Below are 14908 nucleotides of genomic sequence, written 5' to 3'. Positions count from 1 at the left end.
GGTCCCGGACCCCGGCCGTCACCGAGAGCCGTCCGGGCGCGGAACGCAGGAGGGGACGGTGCCGGTGCCGAGTCAGGCCGCGGAGAGGGTGCGCATCTTCGACGCCGCGTACCGCTGCCTGGCGGAGGCGGAAGGCGCGCCGGTGTCCATCACCGAGATCCTCACCGCCGCGGGGCTGTCGACGCGCGCCTTCTACCGGCATTTCGAATCCAAGGACGCCCTGTTCCTGGCGATGTTCCGCCGTGACGGCATCCGGGTGATGACGGAGCTGCGCTCGCTCGCCTCCGCCGCCGGCGGCCCGGCCGAAGCCCTCGGAGCCCTGATCGAAGGGATGCTGGGCATCACCGCCGACGACCGGCGCCGCAAGCGCGTGCTGGCGCTCAGTTCGGGTGAGGCCACCCGGGCGCGCGGCTACGCCGAGGAGCGCGCCCGGGCCCTCGCCGAGCAGCAGGAGCTCATCGTCGAGATCCTGCGGGCCGGGCAGGCGGACGGTTCGTTCCCCTGGACCGACCCGGAGCCCGACGCGCGCTCCATCCGCGCCGTCCTGGGACAGGCCTTCGAGGACCAGATGACCGGGGCGGCGCGGGACGGCGCGTCCACGGTGGCGGCGCAGATCACCGGTTTCGCGCTGCGCGCGCTCGGCGCCGGCCGTCCCGCGAGCTGACCCCCGCCCCGTGCGGAGCGGGCGCCTCTCGCCCTCTCGGTCTATTCAGTGCAATCTTTTGTTTCCGACGTGTTGCCCGGCTCACAGTCCCCTACGTATCGTACCGAGTTAAAGAATATAGATTCTTGAGCTCTTCACGGAGGTGGCACGGTGGGCGAAGGTCCTGCGGCGAACACGGTGGCCGGGCGCGAGCGGCCGGAGGACGGCCCGCTCGCCGGGATCACGGTCATCGACCTGTCGACCACGATCCCCGGCGCGCAGGCGACGCAGTTCCTCGCCGACGCGGGCGCGGACGTCGTCCAGGTCGAGCCGCCGGGCGGCAGCCCGCTGCGCGACCGGACCGCCTGGCCGGCCCTGGCCCGCGGGAAGCGCAGCGTCCGTCTGGACCTGCGCGACGACGCCGACCGGGCGGTGCTGGACGGCCTGATCGCCACCGCGGACGTGCTCGTCACGACCTTCCGGCCGCGGGCGGCCGCCCGGCTGCGGCTCGCCCCCGCCGACCTCGCCGCCCTCAATCCGCGGCTGGTCAGCGCGGCCATCACCGGGTTCGGCGCGTCCGGCCCCTGGGCCCACCTCAAGGGCTACGAGGGGATGGTGATGGCCAAGCTCGGCATGTTCCAGACGAAGAGCCGGATGGTCACACGGCCCGGACCGGCGTTCGTGTCCGTTCCCTACGCGGGGTGGGGCGCGTCGCAGACGGCCGTCCACGGCATTCTCACCGCGCTCTTCGAGCGCGCGTCGAGCGGGCTCGGCCAGCATGTCGAGGCGGACATGGTCCGCGGCGTCACCGCCCTCGACACCTGGACGTGGTTCACCGAGATGGTGGGGCTGCGCTGGCCCGACGCCTACCAGAACGTCGAGGCGTTCACCGAGGACGGCGAGCCGCAGGCGCCGCTGGTCTACCCGCTGCTGATCGCGCCGACCAAGGATGGCCACTGGCTGCAGTTCGCGCAGACGGCCCCGAGGCTGTTCGCCGCGATGCTCAAGGAGTTCGGCCTGACCGAGATGCTGGCGGACCCGAAGTGGAAGGGGCTTCCGGTCCTGGAGACCCAGGAGCTGCGCACCGGGCTCTGGGAGATCATGATCGGGAAGGTGCGGGAGCGGACGCTCGCCGAGTGGCAGCGGGTCTTCGACACCAATCCCGACCTCATGGCCGAGGTGTTCCGGGCGGGTCCGGACGTCCTGAACCACCCGCAGCTGCACCACGACCACCGGGTCGCCGAGGCCGACGACCCGGAGTTCGGCCGGGTCGTCCAGCCGTCCACCCTGGTGCACGAGAACGAGATGCCGCTCAGGGCTCCCCGTTCCGCGCCCCGCCTGGACGAGCACGGCGACGAACTGCGGCGGGCCGCGGCCTCCCCCGCTCCGGCGGCGGCTCCCCCGGCCGCGCCCGCGGCGCTCCCCCTGGCGGGCGTCACGATCCTGGAGCTCGGCACGATGTTCGCCGGGCCGTACGGTGCGACGGTCCTCACCGACTTCGGCGCCCGCGTGATCAAGATCGAGGCCAAGGAGGGCGACGGCATCCGCAACATCGGGCCGTTCCCCGAGTCGGGCGGCGCGAAGGTGCTCCAGGGCAAGGAGAGCGTCGCGGTGGACCTCACGACCGAGGAGGGGCTGCGCATCGTCCGCGAACTCGCCGCCGAGGCCGACGTGGTCCTGCAGAGCTTCCGGGCGGGCGCCGCCCAGCGTGCGGGGGTGGACGCCGACACGCTGCGCGAGATCAACCCGGACCTGATCTACGTCAGCGCGCCCGGTTACGGAACCGGAGGCCCGTCCGGCGGACGGCCCGCATACGCGCCCTCCATCGGCGCTGCCTTCGGCCTGGCGCTCACGGACGCGCCGGACGCCGCGCACGGGACCGAGTCACTGAAGGAGATCAAGGCCGGGGCCATGCGGCTGGCGAGCGCGACGGCGGTGCCGACCATGCAGGCCGACGGGATCGCCGCGCTCGGCGTCGCGTCCACGATCCTGCTCGGCGTGCTGGCGCGGCGGCTCGGCCGGCCGATGGGCCCCCTGACCGCCACGATGGTCGGCAGCGCGACGCACGCGATCCTGGAGCAGGTCGTCGACTACCCGGGCCGCCGCCCGGCGCCGGTGCCGGATCCGGATGGGCACGGGTTCAGTGCGCTGTACCGGATGTACAAGGCCTCCGATGGGTGGGTGTTCCTCGCCGCCCCCGAGCCTCGGGAATGGGAGCCCCTGGCCGCGGCACTCGCCGGGGAGGCCGACCTCGGAGGCGAAGGTTTCGCGACGCCGGAGGCCCGGCGCGCGAACGACGGGGCGCTGGCGGAGAAGCTGGCCGGGGTTTTCGCGCGGCGGCCCGCCGCCGAGTGGGAGGACCTGCTCACCAAGGCCGACGTGGGATGCGTGCGGGTGACCGAGCGGCTGCCGGAACTGGTCCTGCAGACCGACGAGGCGCTCGCGGCGGAGTACTGCGTCACGGCGACGAACGCGATCTTCGATGAGCATCTGCGAATGGGGCCGCTCGTACGGTTCTCGCGCTCCGCGACCAAGGCGGAGGGCGGATGCTCGGTCGGCGAGCACACCGATGCCGTGCTGAGCGAGCTCGGTTACGACGCGACCGCCATCGCCGCGCTGCGCGAGCGCGGTGTCATCGGCTGACATCGTTCGATCGCCGATTGACAAAGCGGATACGGATGGGCTAGTACTGAAAAAGTCGTTTTCACTCAGATGTGGACACAACCGGCCACCTCCCGACGGCCGGGCCTCTTGGAGCAGCGATGACCCTCATCCCGCCGGCGCGCACTCTGCATCCGCGTCACGGGCTGCACGAGCCCACCTGCGGTACGCCCGCGCGGCGTTCCGGCTCGGTGCGCCGCACCAGCACCGTCGACATGGTCCGGCCGGACGGCCTGCAGGGCCCGCTGGTCCTGGTGGGCAGGGGACGCGACCTGCTGACGCGCGCGGCGGGCGGGTCCCGCACCCTGTCCCAGGCGAGCATGCGCGCCGTCGTGGACTTCGTCGGCGGACGCTTCGTGCGCGAGTTGAGCACCGATCCCGTCCGCCCGCTGGACGCACTGATCGGCGCCCGCGCGAGCTCGGGGTTCCGGGGCCGGCTGGACGAGGCCGATCCGCGCCTCGCCGCCGACCACGACCTGCTCTACCTGCTGCTGGACGAGGTCCCGGTCACCACGCTGATCTCGGGGCAGGCGGTCAGCGCCGGGACCTCCGAGCAGGCGATGAAGGCGGAGATGGCGCGGCAGAGCACGATGCCGGGAAGGCCGGGACGCCCGGGCTTCGTCGCCGACCTCTGCGCCGGATTCGCCACCGGCGGGACGATCATGAACGGGATCGAGGCGACCGGGCTGCCGCCGACCGTCACCGGTCCGGCGGCGCCCCCGCTCGACACCGGGGACGACCCGGACGCCTGGCACGCCACGGACCCCCTGCCGCCCGAGGCGATGCGCCGCGCCCGCCGGATCGACGTCGTCCCCGGCGAACACGCCACCGTGGACGCGTTCTTCCGCGACTCCTACGTCCTGCTGGACGGGCTCGAGACCGTCATCCACGAGTACACCCTGACGGCCGACATCGAGGGCGGGACCGTCACACGGTGCGAAGCCCGCGCCCGCGTCCTGCCGTGGATGGAGTGCCCGGCCGCCGTGGCGAGCGCCTCCCGGCTGGCCGGCGTCCCGCTCGCCGGACTGCGCGGGCACGTCCGCGACCGCTTCACCGGCACCAGCACCTGCACGCACCTCAACGACATGCTGCGCGCCCTGGAGGACGTACCTGCCCTCCTGGACCGCGCAGCGACCTGGAACGACGACAACGAACGGAGGACCCGATGAGCGACGCGCAGAAGATCTGGGCGAACTCGGGCGACTCGCATTTCCTCGAGCCCGACGACCTGTGGCGGGAGTCCCTGCCCCCGAGGCTCGCCGAGCTGGTGCCGCGCACGGAGAAGGACCCCGACGGGCAGTGGGAGACCGTCCACATCGACGGGATGTCGTTCCGCCGCAAGCTGCCGACCGGAAAGGCCCTCGAGTTCCTCGAGGCGACGCATCGCGCGCCGGGGGCGGCCGACGTCACCAAGCGCCTGCCGGACCTCGACCAGGAGGGCATCTGGTCTGAGCTGGTGTTCCCCTCGCTCGGCATGTGGAGCAGCTCCTTCCGGACGCCGGAGGTGCTGCGCGAGGCGCTGCGGGTGTCCAACGACTGGTCCTACGACACGATCGACAGGTACTCGCCGCGGCTGATCAGCACTGCCCAGGTGTCCACGCTCGACATCGACGACGCGATTACCGAGCTGAAGCGGTGCGCGGAGATGGGCTTCCGGGCGGTCTTCATGCCGGTGAGCCCGCACCCGTTGCAGAAGGACTACAACCAGGACGTCTGGGAGCCCTTCTGGGCCACCGCCGAGGAAGCCAGGATCGTGCTGGCGTTCCACATCGGGACCGACCCCATCGACCTGTCCAGCGGCGGCATGGCCGGCCAGGTGTACCGGGGGCCGGGCGGCGCCGTCCTCAACTACACCGAGACGACGTTCGGCGGGCAGCGCGCCGTGGTGAAGATGGTCGCCTCCGGCGCCCTGGACCGGCACCCGAACCTGAAGGTGCTGATCTCCGAGGGCGGCGCGACCTGGGTGCCGTTCATCGCCGACCGGATCGAGGAGGGCTACCGCCAGCACGCGATGGCGGTGCGCCCCAAGCTGAAGCGCTCACCGCGGGAGATCATCTACTCGCAGGTGTACGCCTCCTTCCAGCACGACGCCACGGCGGTCGCCGCCGCCCAGTCGATGGGCTACAACAACGTCATGTGGGGCAGCGACTACCCACACATGGAGGGCACCTACGGCCACACGCAGGAGACCCTCCACGGCCTCTTCGACAACGTGTCCCCGGCGCTGAAGCACCGGATCACCGTCGGCGCCTTCACCGAGCTGTTCCCGGGCGTTCCGCCGCTGCCGACGGCCGACGCGGTGGCGGTGTAGTCCGGTGAGCGGCAACGTCATGCACGACTCGCCCACCGAGTTCCTCCACGACGTGGCGAGTGAGGACGGACGGTGCGTCGCCCAGTCCGTCATCCCCGTGGGCGACGGCAGCTACCGCTGCGCGTGCTCATGCGGCCGGTGGGACATCATCGCCCCCGGCCGGGCCGAAGGGCTGCGGCTGGCCCGCGTCCACACCGACACCGAAGTGTGACGGGCGGCCATCCGGCATGGTGAGCAGCGAAACGGCCCCCGAGACCGCAATGGTCCCGGGGGCCGTTTCGTCCTCCCGCCGGCCTTCAGGCCGTCTGCCGGTCGGCCGCCGTGAGACCGGCGACCACATCCCGCTTGACGATCTTCCCGGTGGGGGTCCGGGGCAGCTCGGTCCAGAGTGCGATCCGGTCCGGAGTACGCGACCCGCGCAGCCTCTCGCGCGCGTACGCGCGCAAGGTCTCGCCGTCCAGATCGGCGCCCGGGAGCGGCACGACGACCGCCTCGACGCGCTGGCCCCATTCCTCGTCGGGGACGCCGACCACGGCGGCGTCCGCGACCCCTGGATGACGCAGCAGCACGTCCTCGATCTCGGCCGGTGCGATGTTCTCCGCGCCGCGGATGATCGTGTCGTCGATCCTGCCCTCCACGAACAGGTAGCCGTCCTCGTCCAGCCGGCCCCAGTCGCGGGTGTCGAAGAATCCGCGCTCGTCGACGGCGGGCCCGGATCCGGCGTACTCCCCCGACACCTGCTCGCCGCGCACGTAAATCCGTCCGCCCTCGCCCGCCGGGACGGGACGGCCCGCCTCGTCGCGGATCTCCACCTCGACCGACGGGACGGGCCGTCCGGCCGATGCGAGCCTCGCCCGGACCAGCGGCTCGTCCGACGTGATCGCGGCTCGGTGGTCCTCGGGCCCCAGGATCGCGATCGTGGAACTGGTCTCCGTCAACCCGTAGGCGTTGACGAAGTCGATGTGCGGCCACTCCTTCAGGGCCCGCTCGATGACACGCGGGGTCATCTTCGCCCCGCCGTAGGCGAGCGCGCGGAGGCTGGGAACGGAGCGGTCCACGCCGTCGGCGTCCACGATGCGGGCGAGCATGGTGGGGACCACCATCGCGTTGGTCACCGACTCGGCGCGCACCAGGTCGAGCCAGCCCTCGGGGCTGAAGTTCCGGAGGGTCAGGAACCGGCGTCCTGCGTACAGGTTGGTGAGCACGTTGGACACGGCCGCGATGTGGTACGGCGGGACGCTCATCAGCGATGCCTCATCGTCGCCGGCCGCTGCGAACTCGACTGTTCCGAGCACGTACGACACCAGATTGCGATGGTGCAGCAGGACGCCCTTGGGCGCGGACGTGGTCCCGCTCGTGTAGATGATGACGGCGGGCGCCTCGGGTGCGTCATGGGCGTCGTCCTGGTCGCCGACGCCCTTCTCAGCGGCCTGGGCGGCCTCGAGGATGAAGTCCTCCGGCGTCCGAGCGGAGAGTCCTGCGCGGGTCAGCGCCTCGCTCTGCGTCTCGTCGGCGATGCCGTACGCGTTCGGGTGGTTGGCGAGCAGGGCCGCCAGTTGCTCGGCGCCGAGCCGGTAGTTCACCGGGACGAGCGGAACGCCCGCTCGCGCCGCGGTGAACATCGCCAGCGGAAACGCGGGGCCGTTCACCGCGAGGTAGACGACGGCCTCGGCCCCGGCGGCGCGCACCTGTGCGGCGGCCGCCGCCGAGAGGTCTCGCAGCCGCGCGGCGGTGAGTCCGTCCTTTCGCGAGCCGATCACCGTTCGATCGCCGAATCCGTCCGCCGCCATGTCCAGCAGCATCGTCAAGTTCATCGCATGCTCCACTCGCCGATCGGGGACTGGTCCGCCGGCGCGGTCCCGGCCCCGAGCTCAGAATCGGTAACGGGCTCAGTCGGAGGCGGGCAGCGGCTTGGCGCCCTGGAGCACCAGCGGCGTCCCGTTGGCGGCCACCGTCCCCTCACCGGGCTTGGTGCAGAGCAGTTCGATGCCGAGCGCCTCCGCGGCGTAGCGCTTGCCGAGCTGGGTCCCCTCGCGCGCATCCTCAGCGGGGACGCCGGACGGGGCGGGCGCCTGCTTGGCATCGACCATCTCGGCGCCGCCGCAGGTCAGGGCCACTTCTTCGGCGGGGGCCCGGACGACGATCAACCTTGTCCCGTCCACGGTGCTGGCGACCTGCTGACCTGGGCGAAGCTTCATGGGTTTCCTCCACAGACGTACGCGCCCCCGCCCCGCCCTGACACGTCCGGGCAGGGCGGGGCGAGTACGGGGGTGGGCTCTCACTATAGGGCGGCCACTTCGAAAAGTGGAGAGATGAGTATCTTGTTTTTGCTGATCTCTCGCGCACGTGACCCCGAACGACCGTGGATTGAGCCATGAACGGTATAACGAATAGAGGCAACCGCCCCGTGCAGAGCACCGGCCGGTACACGGCACAGTGGAGGCATATGTGAGCCGCAACGCAACGCAGGTCGCGATCGTCGGAGTCGGCGCGACGCCGTACTACCCGCGCGGGCAGTCCGTACCGCAGACGATCACGGAGCTGGCCGGCAAGGCGATCCTCGCGGCCTGCGAGGATGCGGGTCTGTCGGTCAAGGACATCGACGGGTTCGCCTACTACTCGGGTGCCGGCGCGGGATACGGCTCCCAGATGGACACGGCGGAGTTCATGGAGACCCTCGGCATCCCCGAGGTCACCTTCAGCGCCGCGCTGACGTCGGGCGGCGGCGGCTCGGCCGGCTCGATCGGCCTCGCCCGCGCGGCGATCCTCGCCGGGGACGCCACCGTCGTCGTCACGGTGATGGCCCTGCAGCAGGCCAGGCAACGGCTCGGCAGCGTCTTCGCAGCCGCGGCGCCGAGCCCCATCAACTCATTCCTTCAGCCGTCCGGGCTCTCCGGCCCCGGTCATCTGATGTCGGTGCTCACCCGCCGCCACATGCATGACTACGGGACGCGCCGCGAGGCGTTCGCCGAGATCGCCATGTCGCAGCGGCAGAACGCGAGCAACCGGGAGACGGCCCTCAAGCGCGAGCCGATGACCCTGGACGACTACTTCAACGCCCGGATGATCGCCGAGCCGCTATGCCTGTTCGACTTCTGCCTGGAGACCGACGGCGCTGTCGCGGTGATCACCACGAGCCTGGACAAGGCCCGCGACCTCCGGCAGAAGCCCGTCCCGGTCATCGCCGCGGCCCACGGCGGCAACCGCGACTGGGGTCGGGCCTTCGCCTGGATGGGCATGCCCGGCGAGGAGTTCGCCTCATCCGGACACGCCCCCGTCGCCAAGCACCTGTACCAGCGCGCCGGGGTCGCGCCCACCGACATCGACGTCGCGCTGCTCTACGACCACTTCTCACCGATGGTCCTCATGCAGCTCGAGGACTACGGCTTCTGCAAGAAGGGAGAGGGCGGCGAGTTCGTCGAGAGCGGCGCGATCCGCTACAAGGGCGGCTCGATCCCGGTGAACACCCACGGCGGGCAGTTGTCGGAGGCGTACATCATCGGCATGACCCACATCCGCGAGGCCGTCGAGCAGATGCGCGGCACCGCCGTCAACCAGGTGGCCGACGCGGAGCTGGCGCTGGTCTCCGGCGGCCCCGCGGCGCTGCCGGTCAGCGGGCTCATCCTCGGCCGGGACGCGTGAACAGCATGGGAGCGAACATGAAGGCACAGGCCCTGCCGGCCGACCACGTGCGGATCACTACCGACACCTCGACCGAGCCGTTCTGGCAGGCGGCCAAGCAGGAGCGGCTCGTCGCGCCCAAGTGCGCCGCCTGCGGAACGTTCCGGCTTCCGCCGACGCCGTTCTGTCCGGAATGCCAGTCGACCGAGGTGGACTGGACGGAGCTGTCCGGCCGCGCGACCGTCTTCAGCTTCTCCGTCGTCCACGGATTCCCCGGTCTGCCGGACATCACCCTGGTCCCCGTCATCCTCGATCTGCCGGACGCTCCGGGTGCCCGTCTGGTCAGCAACGTCATCGACGTGGAGCCGGAGAAGGTCGAGATCGGCATGGAGCTCGAAGTCCTGTTCTCGCCGATCTCCGACGGATGGCTGCTGCCGCTGTTCCGTCCCGTGGCGCGCGGATGAGCCGCTACGCCACCGCAGGCTGGGGAGCCGGGAACGGGGACGACTCCGCTCCCGGTGGCCCCGGGTTTGCCGGAATGATCGAGTCACTGCGCCTGCTCCACGACCGGATCACCGGTGCGGCTCCGCCGCCGGAGCTGCTCAAGGAGATGACTCGGGCCTTCGAGGACCTAGCAGTGGAACTGGGGCTGTACGCCGTCTCCGAGCGGGAGCAGATCACGGGGCACCGCATCGACCTGCCCGGGCGGGGCCAAGCGCTCGTTCCCGTGTTCACGGTCGACGAGTCCGACGATGAGCATGTCCGGGGCAGTGTCCGGTTCGGACGCTACTACCTCGGCGGCAACGGCGCGGCCCACGGCGGGGCGATCCCGTTGGTGTTCGACGAGATGCTCGGAAGGCTGGCCAACGCCGGCGGACGTCCCATCTCCCGCACCGCCTACCTTCGCGTCGACTACCGCAGCATCACCCCCCTGGATCGCGATCTGCGCGCCGAGGCGTGGTTCGACCGCGAGGAGGGCCGCAAGCGCTTCCTCAGGGGTGCCATTTTCGACGGCGAGACCCGCTGTGCCGAGGCGGAGGGCCTGTTCGTGGCACTCAATCCCGGACAGCCCTGACAGACGACGCACTAGAGCGGCCGACGTGGCTTCACGTCGGCCGCTCTTCGCGTGCTGGAGGGAGATGGGCCTAGAAGGTGGAAAGTACCTCGCCGTACCGGGCCAGCGCTTCCGCCGTCGCGCTGACGCTGTCACCCGGGGGTTGGATGACGAACCAGGTGACCCCGGCCTCCACCAGGCGGCCCAGGTGCTCACGGTGCTCCTCCGCTGAGCCGCCGGTTCGGAGCCAGCCGCTCTGCGGAGTCTGGACCTGAACGTCCAGGCGAGCGTCCTTGCCTTGTATGTCGGCGGCCATGTCGCGGACGGACGAGATGGCCTGGGCCAGTTCCTTCACGCTGCTCAGCGCTCGGGTGCGCGTAGTGCGGGACAGCGTCTCATCGATGAGCAGGGGGCTCCACCCCTGGTGTTCCGCTGCACGCCGGCGGGCTCGCGCGCTGTTCCCACCGATCCAGATCGGCGGGCCGTCCGGCTTCTGGGCAGGCCGGGGAAGCGGGGCGATCGCATCGGCTTCGAAGCCACCGCCCTGGAACGTGTAGGGAGTCTGCGTCCAGGCACCCCGTAGCACCTCCAGGGCCTCATCGAACAGGTCGTTGCGGTTCTCGAACGGAACGCCGAGCGCCTTGAACTCCGACTTCATGTAGCCGGCACCTGCAACGAGCGTCATCCGCCCGCCCGACAGCACGTCCACGGTCGCGACGCTCTTGGCCGTCAGGAACGGATTCCGATAGGGCAGGACGAGAAGGTACGAGTGGAGCCGCAGCCGCTCGGTCACCGCGGCGCAGAAGGAGAGCGCCGCGGTGACGTCCAGTGCCTCGTGGCCGCCCGCGTCCAGCCACCGTTTGGACGGAGCCGGGTGCTCGGTGAAGGCGATGGCGTCCAGCCCCGCGTCTTCAGCGGCCGTGGCGATCCGGCGCATGCCTTCGGGTGCGAGCAGGCTCGGATCGTAGCCTCGGACGCTGACCGGGTAGTCGACGGTGACACGAATCCTTCGGGTCATTCGGTGTCTTCCTGGCCACCGACGCCGTAGCGGACGAGTTCGTGCTGGACCATTCCGTCCAGATCCGTGGCCGGGGGTGCGGGCAACTCGACTCGGGGGGCGCCGCGGGACGGCAGGAGGACGACCGCGGTGCCGGGAGTGGTGGTCTCGCCGCGCTGGTTCTCGCACCAGACCTCGAGGTGCACCTCGTTGCGGCCGTCCTGCTGGACCTTGTCCACGACCTTTCCGCGCACCCACGTCACGTCACCGATGTAGTTGAACTTCCGGTGCTCGCAGCGCAGCTTCCACAGCCAGCCGTCGTCGCCCATCCAGTCGGTGATGATGTGGCAGAGCCACGTCTCGCGCATGCCTCCGTAGTCGTAGGAACTCGGGAGGCCGAGTTCCTGGGCGCGCTTCGGCTCCCAGTGCAGCCGCTGCACGGTGTCGGGGACGTTGAGGTCGTTCGGCGGGTAGAGACCGGGCGCCTTCCGGCGGATGCGGTGGGCCAGGCGGAACGACCCGGGCGGGGTGAGCTGCATGCCCCAGCCGAGATGCCAGACCACGACGTCGGTGGTGGTCAGCGGGCCCTTGACCCGCGGCTGCAGTTCATCACCGATCTGGACGTCCTCGAAGTAGCGAGGCTCTGCGCCCCGGCGGCTTTCGGCCGCGTAGGCGGCGTCGATCTCGGCCAGCTGCTCCGGCGTGTAGGGCTCCTGGACGAGCTTCTCCTTGGCCACCTTCTTGGAGGTGTGCCGCTCGGCGTTGATCCAGGTGCCGCGCCTGACCGCATGCAGATCGCCGGCACCGTTGGTGTAGATGTAATCGTGAGTGATGTGGACGGTCCGCTTGCCGAACCTGCTCGGCTTCGGCTGGACGCCCACCTGCGCCTGCAGTACCCGGCAGCGATCCCCCTGCTCCAGCGGACGCCACCACTCGAACTCCATGACGGCCTGGTAGGAACCGAGCCCGGCGAAGGGATCGCCCTTCAGCAGCGCCTTCGTCTCGGGAGACGGCTTGGGAGCCGCGTCCTCGCCCATCGTGTACAGGAACGTGGGCGGCGCGATCAGCTTGCCCCAGCGGGAGGACGCGGCGTACCCAGGGTCGCAGTACAGGGGGTTGTCATCGCCGTACCCGAAGGCGAAATGCCGGACGCCGTCCCACGTCACCTCGTAGTTGTGAGGCGGGTTGTGCTGCGGCTGCGGGACACCGAGGCGCTTTCGCGAGTACTCGATGGCATCGTCGGTCAGTATCCCGAACTGCTCCTGAGACGGCGCCTTCTGCATGGAATCGGTGGTGCTCATGTTGAAAGAGTATCCTCATTATAGGTCACGGTCACGGGCGAGGTGGCATGGCCGGGTCGCGGGGCAGGCCGAGCAGCTGCTCGGCGATGGTGTTGCGCTGGATCTCCGCGGTGCCGGCCCCGATGGTGGAGGCTCGGGTGGCGAGCCATCCACCCGTCCACCGGCCGCGCTGCACCGTGTCCGGGTCGCCGCGTCCGAGCAGCCCGAACGGGCCGAGCAACTCGACCGCGAACTCGTGCAGCTCCTGCTCGAACACGCTGTTGTAGAGGCGTGACACCGAGGACGTAGGGCCCGGCTCGCCGGTGGCGACGATGGAGGCGATCGTTCGGGCCGCGTGCGCGTTCATCACCCTGACCCGCACGTCGAAGTCGGCGAGCCTGCGGCGGACGCCGGTGTCGGCGACGGCACCGCGCTCACGGGCGAGCGCGATCAGTTCATCCACGATCCGGCGGTAGAAGGCGGCCTGATTGAGCGCTCCGGCCGAGCGTTCGTGGCCGAGGGTCGTCCGGGCGATGCGCCAGCCGTCGTTCTCCTCCCCCACGCGCTGCGACACGGGCACCCTGACCTCGTCGAAGAAGATCTCGCAGAAGTGCTCGCCGCCGGTGATGTCGCGGATCGGGCGGACGGTCACGCCGGGCGCGTGCGCGTCGATCAGCAGGTAGCTGATGCCCTTCTGTCGTGCCTCCTGCGTGCCGGTCCGGACGAGCACGAACAGCATGTCGGCCTTCTCGGCGTTGGTGTTCCACACCTTCTGGCCGTTCACCACATAGTGGTCGCCGTCGCGGCGGGCGGTCGTGCGCAGACCGGGCAGGTCGGAGCCGGCCTCGGGCTCCGAGAAGCCCTGCGCCCACACGATGTCGGCGCGCAGCGTGGCGCGCAGATACTTCTCCTTCTGCTCGGGCGTCCCGTACTTGATGATGGTCGGGCCGACCATCTCCCAGCCGGTCCCGGGCATGGCCGGCAGCCGGTACCTGGCCATCTCCACCTGGTAGATGACCTGCTGCTCGAACGGCAGGCCCATGCCACCGGCCTCGCGAGGCCAGGCCGGCCCCGCGAAGCCGTGGTCGTACTTGGTCGCCGCCCATGCCTTGGCGAAGGCCAGGCGTTCGGCCGCGCCCTTGGGCGCCCTGCCCGGCGCGTGCTCCTTCAAGAACGCGCGCAGCGACTCGCGGAACTCCTCGTCGTCAGGCACTCACGCCTCCTTCGATCGTCTTGGGCGGCGCGATCCCGGTGAGGCGGGCGAGCCGGTCACGGTGCCAGTCGGGCGAGCCGAAGAGCAGCTCGTCCGTCTTGGCGCGCTTGTAGTAGAGGTGGGCGTCGTGCTCCCAGGTGAAGCCGATACCGCCATGGATCTGGATGGTGCCTGCGGCGACCTCGGTGTAGGCGCGCGAACAGCAGATCTGGGCGCTGGTGGCGGCGATCGCCAGTTCATCGGCGTTGTCATGCGCAGTGAGCGCGGCGAGATAGGCGGCGGAGCGCGCCGCTTCGACCGCGACCATCATGTCGGCGCAGCGGTGCTTCACCGCCTGGAAGCTCCCGATGGGACGTCCGAACTGGTGACGGGTCTTGGCGTAGGCGACAGCCGTTTCCAGGCACCACTGCGCTCCCCCGGCCTGCTCGGCCGCGAGCGCTATCCGTGCCTGGTCCAGCGCGGTCTCGACCACGGACGGGTCGGAGGACAGCAGGCGAGCGGGAACGGACGCGAAGTCCAGCCGGGCCATGCCCCGCGTAGGGTCGACAGCTTCGTGCGCACGACGGACGAGCCCGGCCGCGTCGCCGGACACCGCGAACAGGGCCGTCCCCTCCTCGGTGCGAACGGTGACGAGGACGAGATCGGCGAGCACGCCGTCGAGCACGAAGTACTTGGCACCGTCGATGACGTGGCCGCCGTCAGACCGCCTCGCACGCGTGTGAACGGCGTCGGTCTCCCAGGCACCTTCCGCCTCGACGAGCGCCAGCGTCGCGATCGTCGAGCCGTCCGCGATGCCGGGCAGGAACTCGGCCTTCGCGTCCTCGTCCCCGCAGGCCAGCAGCGCGGCCGCGGCCAGGCCGGCGGTAGCGAGCATCGGCGCGCCCGCGAGCGCCCTGCCCAGTTCCTCGAAGACCACGCACATCTCGGCGGCCCCGAAGCCCGCACCCCCGTACTCCTCGGGGACGGCGAGCCCCTGGACGCCGATCTCCGTAGCCATACGACGCCACAGCTTCGCGTCGTGGCACGTGTCGCTGTCGAGCAGGCCACGCCGATCGGCATGATCGTCCAGGAAGGCGCGCAGCACGGCCCGCAACTCCTCCTGCTCGGAGGTGAATCCGATATCCACGA

14 protein-coding genes are annotated in these 14908 nt (G+C 70.6%); 8 read left to right on the top strand and 6 right to left on the bottom strand.

Annotated elements, in window-relative coordinates; genetic code table 11:
- Positions 1-58: 58 nt before the first annotated feature.
- The 5 genes from F8568_RS22170 to F8568_RS22150 all read left to right on the top strand — a co-directional run bounded on the left by F8568_RS22170 (position 59) and on the right by F8568_RS22150 (position 5826).
- Complete coding sequence (locus F8568_RS22170; protein ID WP_151594847.1) at positions 59-664, top strand: TetR/AcrR family transcriptional regulator; 606 nt, start codon at positions 59-61, stop codon at positions 662-664.
- Between the two features lie 150 nt (positions 665-814).
- Positions 815-3286: a CaiB/BaiF CoA-transferase family protein gene (locus tag F8568_RS50515; RefSeq protein ID WP_202125121.1), complete on the top strand. Its 2472-nt coding sequence runs from the start codon at positions 815-817 to the stop codon at positions 3284-3286.
- 119 nt (positions 3287-3405) lie between these two features.
- A complete protein-coding gene (locus F8568_RS22160; protein ID WP_151594848.1) occupies positions 3406-4473 on the top strand; it encodes a DUF2889 domain-containing protein in 1068 nt (355 codons plus the stop codon).
- Positions 4470-5615: an amidohydrolase family protein gene (locus F8568_RS22155; protein ID WP_151594849.1), complete on the top strand. Its 1146-nt coding sequence runs from the start codon at positions 4470-4472 to the stop codon at positions 5613-5615. The genes F8568_RS22160 and F8568_RS22155 overlap by 4 nt, the downstream gene beginning before the upstream one ends.
- A 4-nt stretch (positions 5616-5619) precedes the next feature.
- Complete coding sequence (locus F8568_RS22150; protein WP_202125122.1) at positions 5620-5826, top strand: hypothetical protein; 207 nt, start codon at positions 5620-5622, stop codon at positions 5824-5826.
- Positions 5827-5911: 85 nt separating this feature from the next.
- Here F8568_RS22150 and F8568_RS22145 read toward each other — a convergent pair whose 3' ends face one another.
- Positions 5912-7429 carry a class I adenylate-forming enzyme family protein gene (locus F8568_RS22145; protein WP_151594850.1) on the bottom strand — a complete coding sequence of 506 codons (1518 nt, stop codon included), beginning with the start codon at positions 7427-7429 and terminating at the stop codon, positions 5912-5914.
- 75 nt (positions 7430-7504) lie between these two features.
- On the bottom strand, positions 7505-7813 hold the full coding sequence (locus tag F8568_RS22140) for a hypothetical protein (protein WP_151594851.1): 309 nt from the start codon (positions 7811-7813) through the stop codon (positions 7505-7507).
- 250 nt (positions 7814-8063) lie between these two features.
- Between F8568_RS22140 and F8568_RS22135 the strand changes: the two genes are divergently transcribed.
- The 3 genes from F8568_RS22135 to F8568_RS22125 are packed head-to-tail and all read left to right on the top strand — an operon-like array spanning position 8064 to position 10311.
- Positions 8064-9257 carry a thiolase C-terminal domain-containing protein gene (locus F8568_RS22135; protein ID WP_151595695.1) on the top strand — a complete coding sequence of 398 codons (1194 nt, stop codon included), beginning with the start codon at positions 8064-8066 and terminating at the stop codon, positions 9255-9257.
- Between the two features lie 17 nt (positions 9258-9274).
- Positions 9275-9700, top strand: a complete 426-nt coding sequence (locus F8568_RS22130) for a Zn-ribbon domain-containing OB-fold protein (RefSeq protein WP_202125238.1) — start codon at positions 9275-9277, stop codon at positions 9698-9700.
- Complete coding sequence (locus F8568_RS22125) at positions 9697-10311, top strand: hotdog domain-containing protein (protein WP_202125237.1); 615 nt, start codon at positions 9697-9699, stop codon at positions 10309-10311. Before F8568_RS22130 ends, F8568_RS22125 begins: the two co-directional genes overlap by 4 nt.
- Before the next feature lie 70 nt (positions 10312-10381).
- Here F8568_RS22125 and F8568_RS22120 read toward each other — a convergent pair whose 3' ends face one another.
- The 4 genes from F8568_RS22120 to F8568_RS22105 are packed head-to-tail and all read right to left on the bottom strand — an operon-like array spanning position 10382 to position 14906.
- On the bottom strand, positions 10382-11308 hold the full coding sequence (locus tag F8568_RS22120; RefSeq protein WP_202125236.1) for an LLM class F420-dependent oxidoreductase: 927 nt from the start codon (positions 11306-11308) through the stop codon (positions 10382-10384).
- Positions 11305-12588: an FAS1-like dehydratase domain-containing protein gene (locus F8568_RS22115; protein WP_202125235.1), complete on the bottom strand. Its 1284-nt coding sequence runs from the start codon at positions 12586-12588 to the stop codon at positions 11305-11307. The genes F8568_RS22120 and F8568_RS22115 overlap by 4 nt, the downstream gene beginning before the upstream one ends.
- A 31-nt stretch (positions 12589-12619) precedes the next feature.
- Positions 12620-13780 carry an acyl-CoA dehydrogenase family protein gene (locus F8568_RS22110; protein ID WP_151595694.1) on the bottom strand — a complete coding sequence of 387 codons (1161 nt, stop codon included), beginning with the start codon at positions 13778-13780 and terminating at the stop codon, positions 12620-12622.
- Positions 13773-14906: an acyl-CoA dehydrogenase family protein gene (locus F8568_RS22105; protein WP_151595693.1), complete on the bottom strand. Its 1134-nt coding sequence runs from the start codon at positions 14904-14906 to the stop codon at positions 13773-13775. The genes F8568_RS22110 and F8568_RS22105 overlap by 8 nt, the downstream gene beginning before the upstream one ends.
- Between the last annotated feature and the right edge of the window lie 2 nt (positions 14907-14908).

This window comes from Actinomadura physcomitrii (assembly GCF_008923205.2).
Lineage (GTDB): Bacteria > Actinomycetota > Actinomycetes > Streptosporangiales > Streptosporangiaceae > Spirillospora > Spirillospora physcomitrii.
Note: the sequence above shows the minus strand (reverse complement) of the source record. Positions and strands in the feature narration are given on the sequence as shown.